This is a genomic window from Pseudomonas leptonychotis (genome assembly GCF_004920405.1).
In the GTDB taxonomy this organism is placed as follows: Bacteria; Pseudomonadota; Gammaproteobacteria; order Pseudomonadales; family Pseudomonadaceae; genus Aquipseudomonas; species Aquipseudomonas leptonychotis.
Genome location: NZ_RFLV01000002.1, coordinates 220874 through 238853, shown reverse-complemented (window position 1 = coordinate 238853; position 17980 = coordinate 220874). Strand labels below are relative to the sequence as shown.

The 17980-nt window shown below is 56.4% G+C and carries 10 protein-coding genes; all 10 read right to left on the bottom strand.

Annotation, left to right across the window (positions count from 1 at the left end; all coding sequences use genetic code 11):
• Window positions 1-23: 23 nt before the first annotated feature.
• Entirely contained in the window at window positions 24-1067 is a 1044-nt protein-coding gene (locus D8779_RS11765; RefSeq protein WP_136664670.1) for a DUF2955 domain-containing protein, read from the bottom strand.
• The gene (locus D8779_RS11760; protein ID WP_136664669.1) at window positions 1057-2175 is read right to left on the bottom strand and encodes an HlyD family secretion protein; all 1119 of its coding nucleotides are present in this window, start codon (window positions 2173-2175) and stop codon (window positions 1057-1059) included. Before D8779_RS11760 ends, D8779_RS11765 begins: the two co-directional genes overlap by 11 nt.
• 94 nt (window positions 2176-2269) lie before the next feature.
• Window positions 2270-2788 (bottom strand): transporter suffix domain-containing protein, encoded by a 519-nt coding sequence (locus tag D8779_RS11755; protein ID WP_136664668.1) that lies wholly within the window; start codon window positions 2786-2788, stop codon window positions 2270-2272.
• 256 nt (window positions 2789-3044) lie between these two features.
• Window positions 3045-3971, bottom strand: a complete 927-nt coding sequence (locus D8779_RS11750) for a diguanylate cyclase domain-containing protein (RefSeq protein WP_136664667.1) — start codon at window positions 3969-3971, stop codon at window positions 3045-3047.
• Between the two features lies 1 nt (window position 3972).
• Entirely contained in the window at window positions 3973-8853 is a 4881-nt protein-coding gene (locus D8779_RS11745) for a PAS domain S-box protein (protein ID WP_205895816.1), read from the bottom strand.
• A gap of 13 nt (window positions 8854-8866) precedes the next feature.
• Complete coding sequence (locus D8779_RS11740; protein ID WP_136664666.1) at window positions 8867-10588, bottom strand: putative bifunctional diguanylate cyclase/phosphodiesterase; 1722 nt, start codon at window positions 10586-10588, stop codon at window positions 8867-8869.
• 221 nt (window positions 10589-10809) lie between these two features.
• Window positions 10810-12198 carry an efflux transporter outer membrane subunit gene (locus D8779_RS11735; protein ID WP_136664665.1) on the bottom strand — a complete coding sequence of 463 codons (1389 nt, stop codon included), beginning with the start codon at window positions 12196-12198 and terminating at the stop codon, window positions 10810-10812.
• Window positions 12195-15374, bottom strand: a complete 3180-nt coding sequence (locus tag D8779_RS11730; protein WP_136664664.1) for an efflux RND transporter permease subunit — start codon at window positions 15372-15374, stop codon at window positions 12195-12197. Before D8779_RS11730 ends, D8779_RS11735 begins: the two co-directional genes overlap by 4 nt.
• Window positions 15375-15399: 25 nt before the next feature.
• A complete protein-coding gene (gene mexE / locus D8779_RS11725; RefSeq protein WP_136664663.1) occupies window positions 15400-16641 on the bottom strand; it encodes a multidrug efflux RND transporter periplasmic adaptor subunit MexE in 1242 nt (413 codons plus the stop codon).
• A 174-nt stretch (window positions 16642-16815) separates the two neighbouring features.
• The gene (locus D8779_RS11720) at window positions 16816-17733 is read right to left on the bottom strand and encodes a LysR family transcriptional regulator (protein ID WP_136664662.1); all 918 of its coding nucleotides are present in this window, start codon (window positions 17731-17733) and stop codon (window positions 16816-16818) included.
• Window positions 17734-17980 lie beyond the last annotated feature (247 nt).

The window sequence follows — 17980 nt, the reverse complement described above, 5'->3', positions numbered from 1 at the left end:
AGCGCGAATCAGTAGTACAGCGCTTAAAAACTGACATTGCGTGGTCTGGGCCAGAACAGGCTGGCCATGCACAGGGCATACAGAACCGCGAGCAGTACATAGGCCATTCGTGTCGAAAACAGCTCCGCCGTTTCGCCTGGCAATGGCGAAACGCCTAAGCCGAAGAGAATCAAAAATGTCGTAAGCCCACCGCCAAACACCTTTCCCGTCAGAGTGCCCATCACGGCCTGCCCAGCAAACAGCAGGCTGATGAGCAGCAGGGTGAGTGTCACCAGCCAGAGGCTGGGTCTTAACTCGATAAAGGTGAATGCCAGCGATGCCGCAACTCCACCGAGCAGGTTGATCACGATCAGCGCGACCGCGGCTCGCTTGCTCATCCCAAGCTCAAGTTGACTGAGCAGAGAGGCCACAGTAATAGGTATAACCATCGCCGTTGCGAGGCGTGCGTCGATCAAACAGAGCGTGACGATCGCCAGCAAAATAGCACCACTGACCATGGCTTGTTGCGTCACGATGCCAGACTCAGCGCGTAATAAAGCGGGGCTGTTTGCATCACCTTGGCCCGGATCTGGGAATACGGCATGAGCCCCCCAGGCGAGGAGTAAGCCGACACTCACGGCCTTGGCCAGAACCCACACGATTGATTCACCCAGGTCACGCTGCAAAATATCGAGTAAGGGCACCACAATGCCAATCACCAGCATCAAGGCTGGGCCAGCGCCACCTATCTGGCGGCCCTGAGCGTAAAAACAACAGAAATAGCACAGCCACAGCAGCGGCAGCAGAACCAATGGACGCTCGCCGAGCAGGCCCGTCAGGAAAACCAACAACGCCCCGACAATACAAATCAACACAACGGTGCCCAACCCTTGGCGTACCCCAGGCGGGCTGTAGCCTGCAAGCAAGAACTGGGCAGCGAACAACGGCGCTAGAAACGGCAACACGCTGCCGTTTACCAACGCCATGCTGAAGCCTACCGTGACCGCCAGGGCAACGCGTAAACCTTGGCGCTTGGCGCGTGCCACATCCACTAACGAGTAGGCGTTAGCCGTGGCGTCAGCTGACATAGGTCAACAGCGCAACAAGCCGTGCGGTGAATGCACCGAGGAAATTGGCCACGGGTTTTTCCCCGGTATAAATCACGACGGTGGCCTGTGAACCGTAGCGCAGGCCTTTCGGGTAAGGCTCCGTCATCACCAAGCGTACGGGAAAGCGTTGCGGCTCACGTACCCAGCCGCTCTGGTTGCGCACTGAGGGCAAGGTGGAGGCGCTGCTGCCTGCTTGAGCAACACCCCAGCCCACGCTCTCGACCCGCGCGCTGAAGGTGCGACCGGGCAAGACATCAAACACCACCTCAGCGGTGTCATCGGCCTGCACATGCTCCAGGCTGTTTTCTTTGAACGCGGCGGAAACCCAAATGGTCCCGCTGTCGATAAAGGTCAATGCCGGTTGACCGGCGCTGACCACCTGGCCAACGGCGAGCTGCAAGTTAGTGATAACACCATCGGCAGGCGCAGTAACGTCAGTACGCACCAGATCGAGTCGGGCTTTCTCAAGTTGCGCCAGGGCTTGTTTGAACTGCGGGTTATCGGTACCCGTTGGGCCTAGTTCCTGGCGTGCGCGCTGTAAATCCGCCTGCGCCTTAACCACGGCGGCTTCGGCAGAACTCAGCGAAGCAGTGGCTTCATCAAGGCGCGCCCGCGCATACACGCCTCGCTCCACCAGCTGCCTGACCCGGCGGGCCTGTTCGCGCACATTGTCGCGCTGGGCACGTGCAGACACTGTTTGAGCCTGCGCCGCATCCACCGCAGCGGTATTGGCCCCGAGTGCCTGGCCCGTTTCTTCGAGGCGGGCTTCTGCTTCAGCAATCGCAATTTTGTAGGGTTGCGGATCAATGCGGTACAGCAACTGCCCAGCCTCTACCCGCGCATTGTCGAGCACCGCGATTTCCACCACGCGCCCACCCACTTCGGAAGCCATCTGCACCACGTAGCCCTGAACCACAGCTTGTGAGGTAGAAGGGGTGCTGCGCTCCATCAAAATGGACAACACAAACAGCACGCTGACGATAAGCACCACCGTCAACGCAATGCGTCTTAACGGATTCGGGGTAGGGGACTGAGGCTCGGCAGGGGCTGGCGGCGTGTTGTCAGGATGCTCAAGTGCTTCAGACATAAAGACTCGCTAAGTAAAGTGGAGCAAAGGCAGCTGCTGCCGTTAGCTGGAGAATGCATGGCCGCGGTCTGATAGAAAACATTCGCGTGCAGGATTAGGCGGCGTTAGTGACGCGTGCCGAGCGAATAAACAGCGCCCGCAGCTTCTCCCAGAAATTGCCGCCCAATACGAAGAAACTGCCAACCAGCAGAGCATCGCCAAGCATCTGTAACGCCCAACTATTGGGGCGCAGGCCCGGAGCAAGGGCATCCACATAGGGTTCGAGAAAGGACGAAAGTAACGGCAAACAGAACATCACCACGCCAATGCGATGACGCACCGGCCCCACATCAACGTCGGTACTCGGAGCCATCGAAGACACATAACCATAGATGTGTTGCTTCAACTCTTGGAAGCCGGCCTTGCCCATGATGGTGATAACCAGCAGCAGGAGTATTTTATTAAGAATAAACAACGCCCCTGAGAGCGCCGCAACCTTAGAGCCAGGCATATCTGCGGCGGCCGCCAGCGGCACCAAAAGCCACAACGCGGGGATCAAACAGATAATCGCGATGCCTAACTTGAACCGCCAGTGGGCGGATTTAGGCGGTGTTGTATGTGGCGTTGTAATCATGTGCTTGTAAGTCCCTTAATTATTTTTTGACCTGCTACTGCATAGCCACCGGCAGGGCGAGTTTACGTCAGCCTCCAGAAACAATTCACCACAACACCGGCGCAATGGCCAAATAAAAGCTCTGCGTGGATGAACTGCCGGGGCACTAAAACAGAGCGGACAAACAGTTTGGCGTTAGGCACACAGTCGTTCGTTTAATCGCGGGCTGTGGCGCTGTTTTTATGAGCCAAACGGTTGGTAATGTCCTCGTACGGATTTAATTCGTTTGACTCTGTACCCGATCGCGCCCGTTGTGTTTGGCTTGATAGAGCTGTTCGTCAGCCAAGGCGATAAGCTCAGCCGAATCGCTACCAATTCGCGGTTGCAGACTCGCTACACCAATGGACAGGGTGAGTTGCTCACTGACGTCAGAGGCAGGGTGCGCGATCCTGAGTTCACTTATGTTGGCGCGTATCACGTTTGCCAGCGTCAATGCACCTTGCTGGTTTGTGTCCGGCAGAATGCAGGCGAACTCTTCACCCCCGTAGCGTGCCGCCATGTCATACGGACGATTAACTGAGCCAGCGATTGCTGTGGCGACGCGCTGTAAACACTCATCGCCTTTAAGGTGGCCAAAATGATCATTGAATCGTTTGAAGTAGTCGATATCGATCATCAGCAGCGATACTGTTTCTTCTTCGCGAGCTGCTTGGCCCCAGGCCTCAGTGAGGCGCAGGTCAAAGGCTCGACGGTTGGCAATACCAGTTAAGCCATCCAGGCTGACCAATTTTTTAAGGTAGTCACTCTGTGCTTTGAGGGTTAGATGGGTTTTAACTCTGGCCCTGACGATCGCGGCATTGAGCGGCTTACTGATGTAATCAACAGCACCCAGCTCTAGGCCAAAAGCTTCTTCACTTTCCTCGCTTTTGGCGGTAATGAAAATAATCGGGATAGCGGCTGTTGCGTGATCACTTTTCAATAAACGGCATACTTCCAAGCCATCCATTCCGCTCATCATGATGTCGAGCAGGATCAGGTCGGGTTGCAAGGCGTGGGTGATTGCAACGGCTTGCTCGCCACTGGTGGCCATATGCATGTCGCAATCTGCACGAAACAGCTCGTTGATAATGCGAATATTAATGGGCTGGTCGTCCACCACCAGTAATTTTGGGCGCCTCTGGTACTGTTCTATCCAGAAACTCATATCAATCCTCTTCAGCCAGAGTGAGTAATTCATTACCCAGGGCGCTTGCAGTGGGAAAGTCTAAGCAATCGACGGCTTGGCAAAACTTGGCGAAATGGCTTTGCCATTGCCGTGGGATGTCGCCCAGCAAGGCTTCAGTTTGTTCAATGGCCTTCAGGTTACCGGCTGCAATCAGCTGAAGAATAGTGTGCAGCGACTCCTTCCATTTAACTGCGGGTGCCTGTACCGGTGTCGGGGTTTTACTCTCATCCGTGATTAGAAAGGCGCTATGCAGTTCCACGACACTGCGGTTTAACACCTCGACTAAATCATCCCGCCAGTTTTTCTCAAGCAAAAAATCAACTGCTTGCGTGCCCTCAAGCTGATGGAGTTGCTGCTCAAGTTTTGCGGCTTTATCGGCCAGCAGCTGGGCGCCCATTGTGCCGGCACTGCCCTTGAGCATGTGCAGCTGCGCTAACACGGCGCTAACGTCCTGCTGCTCAGCATGCGCATTAAGCTGCTCTAGCTGCTTACGCATTTCCGGCTCGAAGTTGCTGAGCATGCGTTGCAGTAGCTTCAGGTTCCCGCCAAAGCGGCGCAATACCGCCTCGGTGTTTTCGGTTGCCGGGTCGCCGGGCTCTGTATAGGTCTGCATTACCTGAGCGGGCCGCCCCGTCCAATGCAGCAGGGTGGCGACCATTTTCTCTAGGTCGATAGGTTTGCCAATATGATCGCTCATGCCAGCTGCTAAGCAGATCTCCCGATCCGCCGCTGAGGCATTGGCCGTCATCGCGATGATGGGTAAGTCACTAAACCGGTTGTCTTGGCGAATCAGTCGGGTGGCTTCAATTCCGTCAATGCCGGGCATTTGGATATCCATCAACACGGCATCAAATCCGCGCTCTTGAGCGCTCATAACACTGTCGATGCCCTGTTGCCCCCCTTCCGCCAACGCCACCTCGGAACCTTCACCCATCAACAATTCTTGAGCAACCTGGCGGTTTAACGCGTTGTCTTCAACGACCAATAAACGCAGACCTTGTAAGCGTTGCGATATTTGGTAGTTAGGTTTGATGTGGCTTACCGGCTCACCACTGAGCACCCGGGTTATAGTCGCGGCCAGTTGTTTGGGGGTTACCGGTTTGGTCAAAAATGCAGCAAACGGGGTATCAGCTTGCTGCTGGCTATCAGCCAGCGCTTCACGGCCATGTGCAGTCACCATTACAACCAGAGGCGCGCGTGCATCACCCATCGAGTCGCGCACCAGACGAGCAGCATTGAGACCGTCCATGCCGGGCATCAGTAAGTCCATCAAAATTAGATCGAAGGGTTGCCCTTTGGCTATGGCGGCTTCAACACAGGCAAGCGCCTGACTACCGTCGCTGGCGGTCTCGGCATGCCAGCCAAGTTCGCTGGTCATCTGGGCCATCAACTCACGGGCCATGGCGTTGTCATCCACCACGAGGATGTGCAATTTTTTCCCGATGCTGGCAACTACTTGCTTGAAAGGGGTGGGCTCGGCGATGGCTAACTCGAGATCAAACCAGAAGCGACTCCCTTCGCCAATACGGCTTTCCACCTGCAGTTCGCCGCCCATCAACGCGATGAGACGGGTGCTGATCACCAGGCCCAGACCTGTGCCGCCATAACGACGACTGATGGAAGCCTCTGCCTGGGCGAAACCCTCAAAAATACGCTTGAGCTGCTCCTCACTGATACCAATGCCGGTATCGGCAACAGCTATACGGATTTTTATCTGCTCTTGGCTTCGCTCCAGCTGGCGCAGGCTTACAATCACGCTGCCCTCGGCGGTGAACTTGAGCGCGTTACCCGCCAGGTTAATCAGGATTTGTTGTAAGCGCTGGGCGTCGCCCACCAACACCTCAGGTAGCGAGGGATCGATATCAAACATCACCTCAACATTTTTATGGCCATGATTACCGCCTAGTACAACCGCCAGGTCGCACATCAAGGGCTCTAGCTCTATGGGATGTAAATCCAATTGCAGCTTGCCGGCTTCGATTTTCGAATAATCAAGAATGTCATTAAGCAACCCCAGCAACGACTGCGATGCACCATAGGCTTTCTGTATGTAATCGAGCTGACGCTGATTCAATTCAGTGCCTTGCACCAGCTGTAACATGCCGAGAACCGCATTGAGCGGCGTGCGGATTTCGTGGCTCATATTGGCAAGAAAAGCACTTTTGGCCGCGCTAGCAGAGTCAGCTTGTTCTTTAGCCAAGCGCAGGGAGGCTTCCAGCTCGTGTTGAGTCGTGATATCGCGATTGATCCCGGTCACCTTGACCGGCTTACCATTGCCGTCAATTTCAATTCGCGCGGCGGCTTGGATAATCCGCGTAGTACCGTCGGGCCGAATAATTCTGAACACGGGATCAAAGATGCCGTCACCCGCGATAGCGGCCTCAAGCTTAGCAACCGCCATGGGCGCATCCTCGGGGTGAACACGAGCGAGCCAATGATCATAAGTAAGGCCGGTCTCACGAAGCGATACAGGCTGTTGAAACAGCTCGTACATGCGCTCATTCCACACCACGCTGTAATCGACCAGGGTCAATGACCAGATCCCCAACTCTGCGGCATCGGCGGCCATCAAAAGCTGATCTCGGGTAGCCAGCAGCTCACGTCGCAATTGCAACTGCTGGCTAAGATCAGTAATGACACAGACCAGTAGTTGTTTGTCGGCATGCATAAGGCCAAGCGAAAGCTGAATGGGGAACTCAGTACCATCAGCTTTTTGTCCGACCAACTCGGCCGAAACTTTGTCGTGCTCACGATCACCTGCCGCCGCATGCTTGATTAGTTCATCAAGACGGTCGCGTGAACTCGGGCTAAGTAATGCCTGCAGTGACAGTTGCTCATGCTCATGTTCATAGTGAGCAGTGCCAAAGCTCTTTTGTGCTGCTGGGTTGAGCGTATGAATCTGCCCAGCTGTGTCCAAGGTCACCACCGGGTTGAGCGCGGTGTCCAGAATAGCTCGAGTCATCTCAAGGCTGGCCGCTAACTCTGCCTCAGCCGCTTTACGCTGGGTGATATCAATCGCGATACCTAAATAGCCGATCAACTCGCCGGTGCCTCCGTACATGGCGGTTACCATCAGGGTCACTTTCAGCCTCACGCCATCTTTGCGTACATAGGTCCATTCGCGAACTTCAGACCCCTCCAGTTCAACGAGATGCACAAAGGTTTGGAAGCCTTTAATGGGCTGATTGAATTGTTGGCTGAGTTCATCACTACGCTGTTGTACTTCTTCTGCCAAATGGATAAGGGCAGGGGTTTGCACGCCGATCATTTCCTCAGCGCTATAGCCCAACAGGTCTTCGGCACCCTTATTAAACAGGCTGATAATCCCTTGAGCATCAGTCGCAATAATCGACACCTCAGAAGCAGAATCCAGCACGGTATTGAGCAGGAGATTGAGCTCATTGAGTTCACTTGTTCGTGCAACTACCTGTTTTTCTAAACTGGCGTTTAGTTCTTTAATTTGTGTCTCGGCGGCTTTTTGCTGGGTGATGTCACGTATCGTTTCGGATATGCCGACAACCACCCCCTGAGCATTGAAGATTGGAGCAATGGCCGCCGAAACGTCGACCAAGCTTCCATCTTTACGCTGGCAGTATGTTTCAAAGTGATCAATAGGCTCGCCAGCATTAATTCGCTGCAAGTTATGATTTTCTTCTTGGGCACGCTCACTTGGCACAATGAGTTCGAGCAAACTTTTGCCTATGGCTTCCTCGGCGCGGAAGCCAAAAATATGTTCAGCTCCTTTGTTCCAGCTGGTGACTGTCCCTTCAAGCGTTTTACCAATGATGCCGTCGTTAGAGCTTTCGACAATGGCTGCCTGCTTAGCTTGTTCAGCTACAACCTGGCGCCGATGGTAACTGCTGGCACTCAGAACTGCGTTCAACGCGGCAAGCAGTACACTGAGCAGTACACCCACACCGAGAACTAATTGCGGTGAGGTTTGGTAGAGATTTTCGACGAACTCAGGGTGGGCGGTCAGCGCGACTTCCCAGCGTCGGCCAAAAACATCTCGCTCTACACGGCTGGTCAAATGGGCGGTCTGGTTATCGTCAAGCTCATGCTCTTCATAGAACAGGGTGGGGTTTTCAGGGGTCGTGATGTCGCGCAAACCAAGGTCTACATCCTTAGTGCTTAGCGGTAAACCCTTGAGTACTTCCTCTGTTATCAGAGGTGCATAGCTCCAGCCGTAGCCTTGCTCTAGGCGCTCGGCCTCTGTGGCTGGGGTGGTGTTGCCACGGTAAACCGGTAGCAGAATAAGAAAGGACTGCAACGGCTTGCCGGTCGCTTGAACCAGCGTGATAGGCCCGGAAAGTTGCACGGTGCCCGTTTTCAAAGCATTAAATGCAGCTTCGCGGCGAGCATTTTCCGACGCAATATCGAGGCCGATAGCCGAAAAATTAAGCGCCTCAGGCTCAATGTACTGGATGACATAGCGTTCGCCATCATGGGGGGACAGTTGGCGAATAGTGAAATCAGCTTTGTCATCCTTTCGAGCTTGCTGAAGAAACTCGACTTCATCACGTGGCGATACTCGGCGAATAAAGCCAAAGCCCCGTGCACCGGGGAACTCAGCATCTAAGTCGCGGGTAATGCTGTAGTTGTAAAACAGCTTACGAGTGATGCCATGCTCGCCACGGCTCAGCACAACGCCGCGGGCACCGCGCAAGCCATATTGGTAGAGACGAATGCGCCTAACCACCGCATCGGCGATCAATTCGTTATCTTGCTCTAACGCCGCCCGGGCTTGGGTTTCATTATTTTTTTGTAGCCAACTTGTGCTCAGTAACGTGAGTGCTAAACCGCCAGCCAGCACCATCAATATGCTGAACGAAGACGAAAGGCGAAATTTTTTTTTATTCAAGGAAAATATGCCTTTATCGGTGTGAGCCTTGGTTCTCTGTCAAAAGAGAGTTGACCGACGCAGTGGTATTTAGGAATTCGCATAACGCGTTAAAGGGCATGGGCCGACAGTACAAATAGCCTTGCATGACTGGACAGCCAAGGGCTAATAGTTTGTTCGATTGCTCAATCTCCTCGACGCCTTCGGCAATCAACGAAAGCCCCAGCGCTTGAGCCATTCGTATTATGGCTTCAATAATTGCAGCATCACTGCTGTCAGTGAGCATATCGCGGACAAAGCTCTGGTCGATTTTCAGCACATCAATCGGCAGACTTTTAAGGTAGGTGAGGCTGGAGTAACCAGTACCGAAATCGTCGATAGCAATATGTACGCCCATGGCTTTGAGCTCATTCAGCACATCGCTGGCCATGACAATATCGTGGGCCAACACGCCTTCGGTGATCTCCAGCTCAAGCATAGTCGGCGGCAGGGTTGACTGTTCTAGTGCATCCTTGACCATTTCCAGAAACGATTCTTCACGAAACTGGACCGCCGAGATATTCACACTCACTGGAATTGCAAAGCCGAGCAGCTGTAATCGCTGAGCATCGTTACAGGCCTGCAACAACACGTACTTGCCGATGGGGACGATCAGGCCGGTTTCTTCAGCTAGAGGAATGAAGTCTGCCGGGGAAATCAGCGAACCATCAGCCTTTCGCCAGCGGATCAACGCTTCCATGCCGCAGATGTTCTTTTTCTGCGCATCGTACTTAGCCTGGTAGAAGACCTCGAAGACGCCATGCTCCAAGGCGCTGCGCATATGTCCTTCAAGCAAGTGGCGCGCGCGCGAGCTGTTTTCAAGCCCCTGAGAGAAGAAACGATAGCGATTACGGCCGAGTTTTTTCGCCTGGTACATGGCTGTGTCGGCATGTCGGTAGAGTGATGCAAAGTCTTGGCTGTCGTCTGGAAATACACCTACCCCCGCACTAGCAGTCAGGTCATAGCGCTTTTTATTGATGTACATGGGCGTGGCGATAACGGCCAGCATGCGTTCAACCAAGTCGCCGATTGCATCAAGGCGTTTTACCTCCGGCAGCAATATGACGAATTCGTCACCGCCTTGCCGGCTTACCGTATCAATACCCCTTGAGAACTGGGTTAAACGGCTGCCGATCTCTGCTAACACGGCATCGCCGACCGAGTGGTCAACTGAGTCATTGATGATTTTGAAGTTGTCCAGATCCAGTAACAGTAAGGCAACCTTACTTTGATTACGGTGCGCGGTCTGTAACGCCTGTTCCGCACGATCCTGCAGCAGGCTGCGGTTCGGCAGTCCGGTTAGATCATCGTAATAAGCCAGGCGTTTGGCCGCCAGGCGCAAGTTCAGATGGGCGCGTACGTGCCCACGGATCACCGGAATATTCAGGGGTTTGTCGATAAAGTCGATGCCGCCGTATTCCAGCGCCTTGATTTCGTTTTCTGTCTGGTTTTGCGCGGTTACGAACAGAATGGCTGCATCACAGAGTTTGGGGTCAGCTTTGATCGCACGACAGAGTTGAAAACCGTCCATGTCGGGCATCTGAATATCGAGCAATATCAGATCCGGCCGGCACTGCCGTGCAATTTCCAGGGCCATATTGCCGTTACTGGCGATATGCACATTTCCCAGGTCGTGTACCGCCTCATTGAGGATGAGCAGGTCGCTTGGTTGATCATCGACGATAAGAATGGTGTGTGTGACCGCAGCCTGAATCATGACGTGCTCCAGAAGAATCCTTTCAACCTGAGAGACTAGTTGAGGATTTACACCCCATTTGGTTAACCCCTAGATTGAATCCATCAAGCGTTTACACAGTTATAACAACTGTCGATACGTCCGCACAGCCGCCGCCATAAAAAAGCCCCACGGCAAGGAGCAACTGCCGTGGGGCGCGAAGGGGTTGGCAAGCCAACCGGGGGGAGCGTTTGCAAACTGGTTTAGGCGTTAGGCTGCCACCCGCCGCCCAGAGCCTTGTAGATGGCGACGATGCCGCGATACAGCTCGACTTCAGCCTGGGCTTGGGCGTCTTCGGCGCTTAGGCGTTCGCGTTCGGCATCCAGCAGCACGAGAAAGTCCACTTCACCTTCGCGGTAGCGCACAGCCGCTTGTTCCGCAGCGCTGCGGCTGGCTTCGGACTGGCGCAGCAGGGCCAGCAAGCGCTGTTGGCGTTTGCCATAGCCGCTAAAGGCATTCGCCGATTCCTCCAAAGCCAGCAGCACCTGCTGCTCATAATTCGCCAGCGCACCCTCGGCTTCGGCTTCTGCGCCGCGCATACGGGCGCGCACGCTGCCCAGATCAAAGGCCACCCAACTGATAGTCGGTGCGATGTTCCAGGCATTGGCAGCAGACGAGCCCAGTTGCGAGCCACGCCCGGCGGTAAAGCCAAGGAAGCCAGACAGGCTGACGCGCGGGAACAGGTCGGCAGTGGCCACTCCAATGTTGGCGGTGGCCGCGGCCAACTGGCGTTCGGCGGCGCGAATATCCGGACGGCGGCGCAGCAGTTCAGCAGGGTCGCCAATCGGCAGAGCCTTAGCGATGGCAGGCAAGGCCTTAGCTGACAGGTCGATATTGAGCTGTTCCGGTCGTTTGCCAAGCAGGGTGGCGATACGGTTTTCGGCCCGGATCTGCTCAGCCTGTAATTGCGGCAAGCTGGCTTCAGTTCCAGCTAGGCGGGCATCGCTGCGCAGCACGTCAAGCTGGCTGCCAATACCGGCCTCGCGCAGTTGCTCGGTGATGGCGCGTGATTTGTGCTGGTTACTCAGGTTGTCGCGGGCAATCTGTTCACGCAGTTGGGCACCACGCAAGCTGCCGTAGGCATCCACCAGCTCGGCAATCAGACTGACTTGCAGTTGCTGATAATCGGCTTCGGCCACGTCCAATTCTGCGTCGCTGGCTTCCAGTTGGCGCTGAATGCGACCAAACAGATCCAGCTCCCAGAGCATGTCCAGGCCCAGGTCGTAACGTTCACCGCGTACCCGTTGCTCGGTCACGCCCGGTTGCTGGGCCTTGCCGAACTCACCATTGGCACGACTGGTAATAGTCGGTAACTGATCGTTGCCCAAATCGTCACGGATGGCCTGGGCCGCGCGCAGGCGGGCAAAGACCACGCGCAGTTGACGGTTGTCTTGCAGCGATTGCTCGACCAACTGATTCAGGGTTGGATCGTCGAACTGTTGCCACCATTGGGCTTCAAAACGCGAGCGGTCGTATCGATCAGTCGCGGCGCTGTTCAGCTGAGCCGCTGCAGTCTCTGGCGTTTGGTAGTCCGGGCCGACAGCGCAAGCGCTCAGGGCTAATACGAGGAGGGCGGGGGCGAATGTTTTCATGCCTGCGCCTCCTGTAACCGGGCTACTTTCTTGGCTTCACGCTTTTCCACGAAGCCGCGAATCAATACGTAAAACAGCGGGGTCAACAGCAAGCCGAAGAAGGTCACGCCGAGCATGCCGCTAAATACCGCCACGCCCATGGCGTGGCGCATTTCTGCACCGGCGCCGGAGGACAACACCAGCGGCACCACGCCCATGATAAAGGCGAAGCTGGTCATCAGAATCGGCCGCAGACGCAGGCGGCAGGCTTCCAGCACCGCGCTGACGCGGTCCATGCCTTCTTCCTGTTTTTCCTTGGCGAACTCGACGATCAGGATGGCGTTCTTACAGGCCAGCCCCACCAGTACGATCAGTCCGATCTGGGTGAAGATGTTGTTGTCGCCACCGGCCAGGATCACCCCGGTTATAGCCGACAGTAGAGTCATTGGCACGATCAGGATCACCGCCAGCGGCAGGCTCCAGCTTTCGTACTGAGCAGCCAGCACCAGGAAGGCCAGCAGGACGCAGAGCGGGAAGACGAAGATCGCGCTGTTACCGGCGAGAATCTGCTGGTAGGTCAGGTCGGTCCACTCGAAGCTCATGCCGTTGGGCAGCTCATCTTTCAGTAGTTTTGCCATCGCCGCCTCAGCCTGGCCGGAGCTGTAGCCAGGGGCTGCCGCACCGTTGATTTCAGCCGTGAGAAAACCGTTGTAGTGCATCACCCGATCCGGACCGGAGCTGGCGCTGACCTTGAGGAAGGCCGACAGCGGAACCATCTCGCCACGGTTGTTGCGGACCTTGAGCTGGCCGATCTGCTCCGGCTCCAGGCGGAACTGCTGCTCGGCCTGCACGTTGACCTGATAGGTACGGCCAAAACGGTTGAAGTCGTTGGCGTACAGCGAGCCCAGGTAAATCTGCATGGTGTCAAAAATGTCGCTGATCGCCACGCCGTGGGTCTTGGCTTTTTCGCGGTCGATGGCAGCATCGATCTGCGGCACATTCACCTGGTAGCTGGTGAACACCGACATCGGGTCCAATTCTGGCAGCTGGCGGGCTTTGGCGATGACATTCTGGGTTTGCACGTACAGCTCGTCATAACCCAGGTTGCCCCGGTCCTGCACCTGCAGGCGGAAGCCGCCGATGGTGCCCAGGCCTTGTACCGGTGGTGGCGGGAAGATCGCAAGGTAGGCTTCCTGAATACCCGAGAACTGACCGTTAAGCTCAGCGGCAATGGCCCCGGCGGACATGCTTTCATCTTTGCGCTGATCGAAATCTTTCAGGGCGACGAAGACGATGCCGCTGTTCGGGCTGTTGGTGAAGCCGTTGATCGACAGGCCAGGGAAGGCAATGGTATTGGCCACGCCTGGATGCTTGCCGGCGATGTCTGACATCTGTTTCATCACATCTTCGGTGCGGTCCAGGGTCGCGGCGTCCGGCAGCTGAGCAAAGGCCACCAGGTATTGTTTGTCCTGCGCCGGTACGAAACCACTTGGTGTCGTGGCAAAGCCCAGGTAGGTCAGGCCCATCAGCCCGGCATAAACGAACAGGGCGATGCCGCTGCCGCGTAGCACGCGCTTCACGGTGCCGACATAACCATGGCTGGCGCGGTCGAACGCGCGGTTGAATGGTTTGAATAACCAGCCACCGAACAGCTTGTCGAGCAGCTTGGAGAAGCGGTCCTTCGGCGCGTCGTGGCTTTTCAGCAATACGGCGGCCAGGGCAGGGGACAGCGTCAGCGAGTTGATCGCCGAGATCACCGTGGAGATGGCAATAGTCAACGCGAACTGTTGATAGAACTGTCCGCTCAACCCGGAGATAAAGGCCGTGGGGATAAACACCGCGCAGAGCACCAGGGCCGTGGCGACGATGGGGCCGGTGACTTCTTTCATCGCCTGCTTGGTGGCTTCCACCGGGGTTTTGCCCAGGCCGATATTGCGTTCGACGTTTTCCACCACAACGATGGCGTCGTCGACCACGATGCCGATGGCCAGCACCAGGCCGAACAGCGACAGCGCGTTGAGCGAGAAGCCAAACATGTGCATTACGGCGAAGGTGCCGATCAAGGACACCGGCACGGCGGCCAGCGGAATGATCGAGGCGCGCCAGGTTTGCAGGAACAGAATCACCACCAGCACCACCAGGATGATGGCTTCGAGCAGGGTGTGTACCACTGCCTCGATGGAACCACGCACGAAGATGGTCGGGTCATAAACGATTTCGTAGTCCACGCCCTGGGGGAAACTCTGCTTCAGCTCGGCCATGCGCTCACGCACCGCATCGGAAATCTCGATGGCGTTGGAGCCGGGGCGCTGGAATACCGGAATGGCGACTGCGGGTTTGTTGTTCAGCAAGGAGCGCAGGGCGTACTGGCTGGAGCCCAGTTCGATCCGTGCGATATCTCTCAGGCGCGTGATTTCGCCGTTTTCGCCGGCGCGGATGATGATGTTTTCGAACTCTTCCTCAGTAACCAGACGGCCCTGAGTGTTGATCGACAACTGGAAGCTGTTGCCGGCATCCGATGGCGGCGCACCGAGCGAGCCGGCAGCGACCTGACGGTTCTGCTCGCGGATGGCGTTAACCACATCAGTTGCGGTCAGGTTGCGCGAAGCCACTTTGTTCGGGTCCAGCCACACACGCAGCGAATAGTTGCCCAGTCCGAACAGTTGCACATCACCGATGCCATCCAAACGCGCCAGCTCATCCTTGATATTCAGCGCGGCGTAATTGGACAGATACAGCATGTCGTAACGGTCGTCCGGCGAGGTCAAGTGCACGACCATGGTCAGGTCGGGCGAGGCCTTGTCCACTGTTACGCCGAGGCGCTGCACTTCAGTAGGCAGGGTCGGCATGGTGCGGGTCACGCGGTTCTGCACCTGCACCTGGGCTTTGTCCAGATCGGTGCCGAGGGCGAATGTCAGCGTCAGGGTCATCTTGCCGTCGGCCGTACCCTGAGAGGACATATACAACATGCCTTCCACACCGGTAATCGCCTGCTCCAACGGCGAGGCGACGGTTTCACCTATCACCTTGGGGTTGGCGCCGGGGAAGGTGGCGCGCACCACCACGGTGGGCGGCACCACTTCCGGGTATTCACTGATCGGCAACTGGAACAGCGAGATGGCCCCGCTGATCAGGATCAGCAGCGAGAGCACGGCGGCGAAGATTGGCCGCTGAATAAAGAATTGCGAGAAATTCATCGTCGTTTACCTAGATAACCGCGTGTTAACCGCGAGGCGCGGTGGTGGCAGGGCTGTTCTTCACAGCGAGACCGCGATTGCTATGGCGCTCAATGGCCTGACGTTGCTCGGTCAGCAGTGCCTGGGTCTTCTCATCAGCCATGGGCACGCTTTGTGGATCCACCGTGGAGCCGGGGAAGGCGCGCTGCAACCCGTTGACCACGATCTTCTCGCCCTTGGCCAGGCCGCTACGCACGATGCGCAGGCCTGCCAACTTTGGTCCCAGTTCGATGGCGCGGTACTGCACGGCGTTGTCCTTATCGAGCACCAGCACGTACTTCTTGCCGAGGTCGGTGCCGACCGCTTCATCCTTGATCAACGCCGCGGCGTACTGACTGCTGCCCACCAGTTTCAAGCGTGCATACAGCCCCGGGGTGAAGCGTCCATCGGCATTGTCGAATACCGCGCGTCCCCGAATAGTGCCGGTCTGTGGGTTGACCTGGTTGTCGATGAAATCCAGTTGACCCAAATGCGGGTGGCCTTCCTCGCTGGACAGTCCCAGGTACACCGGACTGGCATCACGGGTTTGAACACCGGCCTGACGTGCCAGCTCGACATACTTGAGGAACACACGCTCGTCGGCATCGAAATAGGCATAGACCTTGTCGGTGCTAACCACGGTGGTTAGGTGGCTTTCTCCGGCATTGACCAGGTTGCCTTCGGTGATTTCCGCGCGGCTGACGCGGCCATTAATCGGTGCGGTGACGCGAGTAAAACTTAGGTTGAGGCGGGCGTTATCCAGTTCGGCCTGGATGCCGGCGACTGCTGCCTTGGCTTCTGCGGCTGCACTGACGCGGGCATCGGCGAGTTCTGCGGAAATCGCATTGCTTTTGCGCAAGCGTTCGCCACGACTGGTTTCGCTTTGAGTGCGAGCCTGACTGGCGCGGGCTTGTTGCAACTGAGCTTCAAGGCGTTTGACTTCAGTTTGGAAAGGACGCGGGTCGATCTGAAACAGCACGTCGCCTTTTTTCACCAAGCTGCCCTCGGTGAAGGCTACGTGGTCAACAAAGCCGGACACCCGTGGGCGGATATCCACCGACTCAGGCGCTTCCAGACGCCCGGTAAACTCATCCCACTCATTGATGGGCTGCTCGATGACTTCTGCGACGCTGACCTGGGCTGCGGGCATTGGCTGCGCACTTTCCGGTGCGTTACCACAGCCACTCAATACCAGAGCGGCTGCCAGAGCCAGGGGGAAATTCCAGAGGTTTTTATTCGACTGTTCCATGTGTGCTTCCGCCAAAGGGTGTTGTGATGCGGCGGAGTCTGCGGCGGCGGGGCCATGGCGACGAATCGAACGACGCGAAGATGAGTATCACTGCGAGTGATGGTTTAGAGGCTTGTATCGATAATCGCTACTGTGAACAAAGTGCTCTGCAGGATGGGTTGGGCGCTGCACGCGTTAATCCAGGCTGTCTGGATCCCCACAGAACATTTGGATGCGCGAACGTAACCAGCGTTCAGCAGGATCATTGTCCTGAGCGCCACGCCAGGCCATGTGCAGCTCAAATGTTTGGGCCTCAATGGGTAAATCCTCGGCGCGCACGCCGCCTGCTGAGCTGAGCGCTGCAGCGGTATAGTCCGGGACGGTGGCCAGAATATCTGTGCCGGAGAGTAGGGTGCCCAGACCATTGAATTGGGGCAGGGCCAGCACAACCCGGCGCTTGCGCCCAAGCTTTTCCAACTCCGTGTCAATAAACCCACTGAGGTCACCCGCAAAGGACACCAAGGCATGGGGCCGCGCGCAGTAATCATCCAGGCTCAAAGGCCCAGGAGCTGCATCGGCACGCAGCAGTTTGGGTTTGCTGCGGCGCAGCACCTTACGCTTAGCGTTGGCCGGTAACTCTTCGGTATAGGCGACACCTACGGAAATCTCGCCAGAGGCGAGCAGGGCCGGCATCAGCAGGTAATTGGTGCGCCGAATCACCAGCACCACGCCAGGGGCCTCAGCACGTAAACGCTTAATCAGTGGCGGTAACAAGCCGAACTCGACGTCATCTGACAGGCCGATGCGAAACACGGCATTGCTGGTCGCCGGGTGGAATTCAGCCGCGCGGCTGACGGCAGTGGAAATCGAATCCAGCGCAGGCGAGAGCAGGGCGAAGATCTCCATGGCCCGCGCCGTAGGCTCCATGCTGCGGCCGGTGCGCACAAACAATGGATCATCAAATAGGCTGCGCAAACGGGCGAGGGCAGCGCTAATCGCAGGCTGACCGAGAAACAGCTTTTCCGCCGCACGGGTCACACTGCGTTCATGCATCAACGTTTCGAAGACGATCAGCAGGTTGAGATCGACGCGGCGAAGATCGTTACGGTTCATCCGGTGTCCATTCTGGAGTGGCTGCGGTTTGGCGCGACTCAGGCTAATGCCGAATGTGGTCGGCAGGCAACATGTGCGGGAAAATGATGTGTTTGCGATCAATCATCATCGACAAGCATGGTGAATATCAGCCCTGAGCGGTGGAATTGCTGGCAAAGCCCGGATAAAGTCCGTTGCCATAAGAGGTCGTCTAGCAATTGCACTGTTTATATCCACCAGTCAGCTGCCACGATCTGAATGGGTCAAC

Bases quoted from the DNA above. Each gene is read 5' to 3' on its own strand.
- D8779_RS11750 (WP_136664667.1), bottom strand. From the start codon at position 3,971: ATGAGTTTCTGGATAGAACAGTACCAGAGGCGCCCAAAATTACTGGTG.
- D8779_RS11735 (WP_136664665.1), bottom strand. From the start codon at position 12,198: ATGAAAACATTCGCCCCCGCCCTCCTCGTATTAGCCCTGAGCGCTTGC.
- mexE (WP_136664663.1), bottom strand. From the start codon at position 16,641: ATGGAACAGTCGAATAAAAACCTCTGGAATTTCCCCCTGGCTCTGGCA.
- D8779_RS11730 (WP_136664664.1), bottom strand. From the start codon at position 15,374: ATGAATTTCTCGCAATTCTTTATTCAGCGGCCAATCTTCGCCGCCGTG.
- D8779_RS11740 (WP_136664666.1), bottom strand. From the start codon at position 10,588: ATGATTCAGGCTGCGGTCACACACACCATTCTTATCGTCGATGATCAA.
- D8779_RS11720 (WP_136664662.1), bottom strand. From the start codon at position 17,733: ATGAACCGTAACGATCTTCGCCGCGTCGATCTCAACCTGCTGATCGTC.
- D8779_RS11760 (WP_136664669.1), bottom strand. From the start codon at position 2,175: ATGTCTGAAGCACTTGAGCATCCTGACAACACGCCGCCAGCCCCTGCC.
- D8779_RS11765 (WP_136664670.1), bottom strand. From the start codon at position 1,067: ATGTCAGCTGACGCCACGGCTAACGCCTACTCGTTAGTGGATGTGGCA.
- D8779_RS11755 (WP_136664668.1), bottom strand. From the start codon at position 2,788: ATGATTACAACGCCACATACAACACCGCCTAAATCCGCCCACTGGCGG.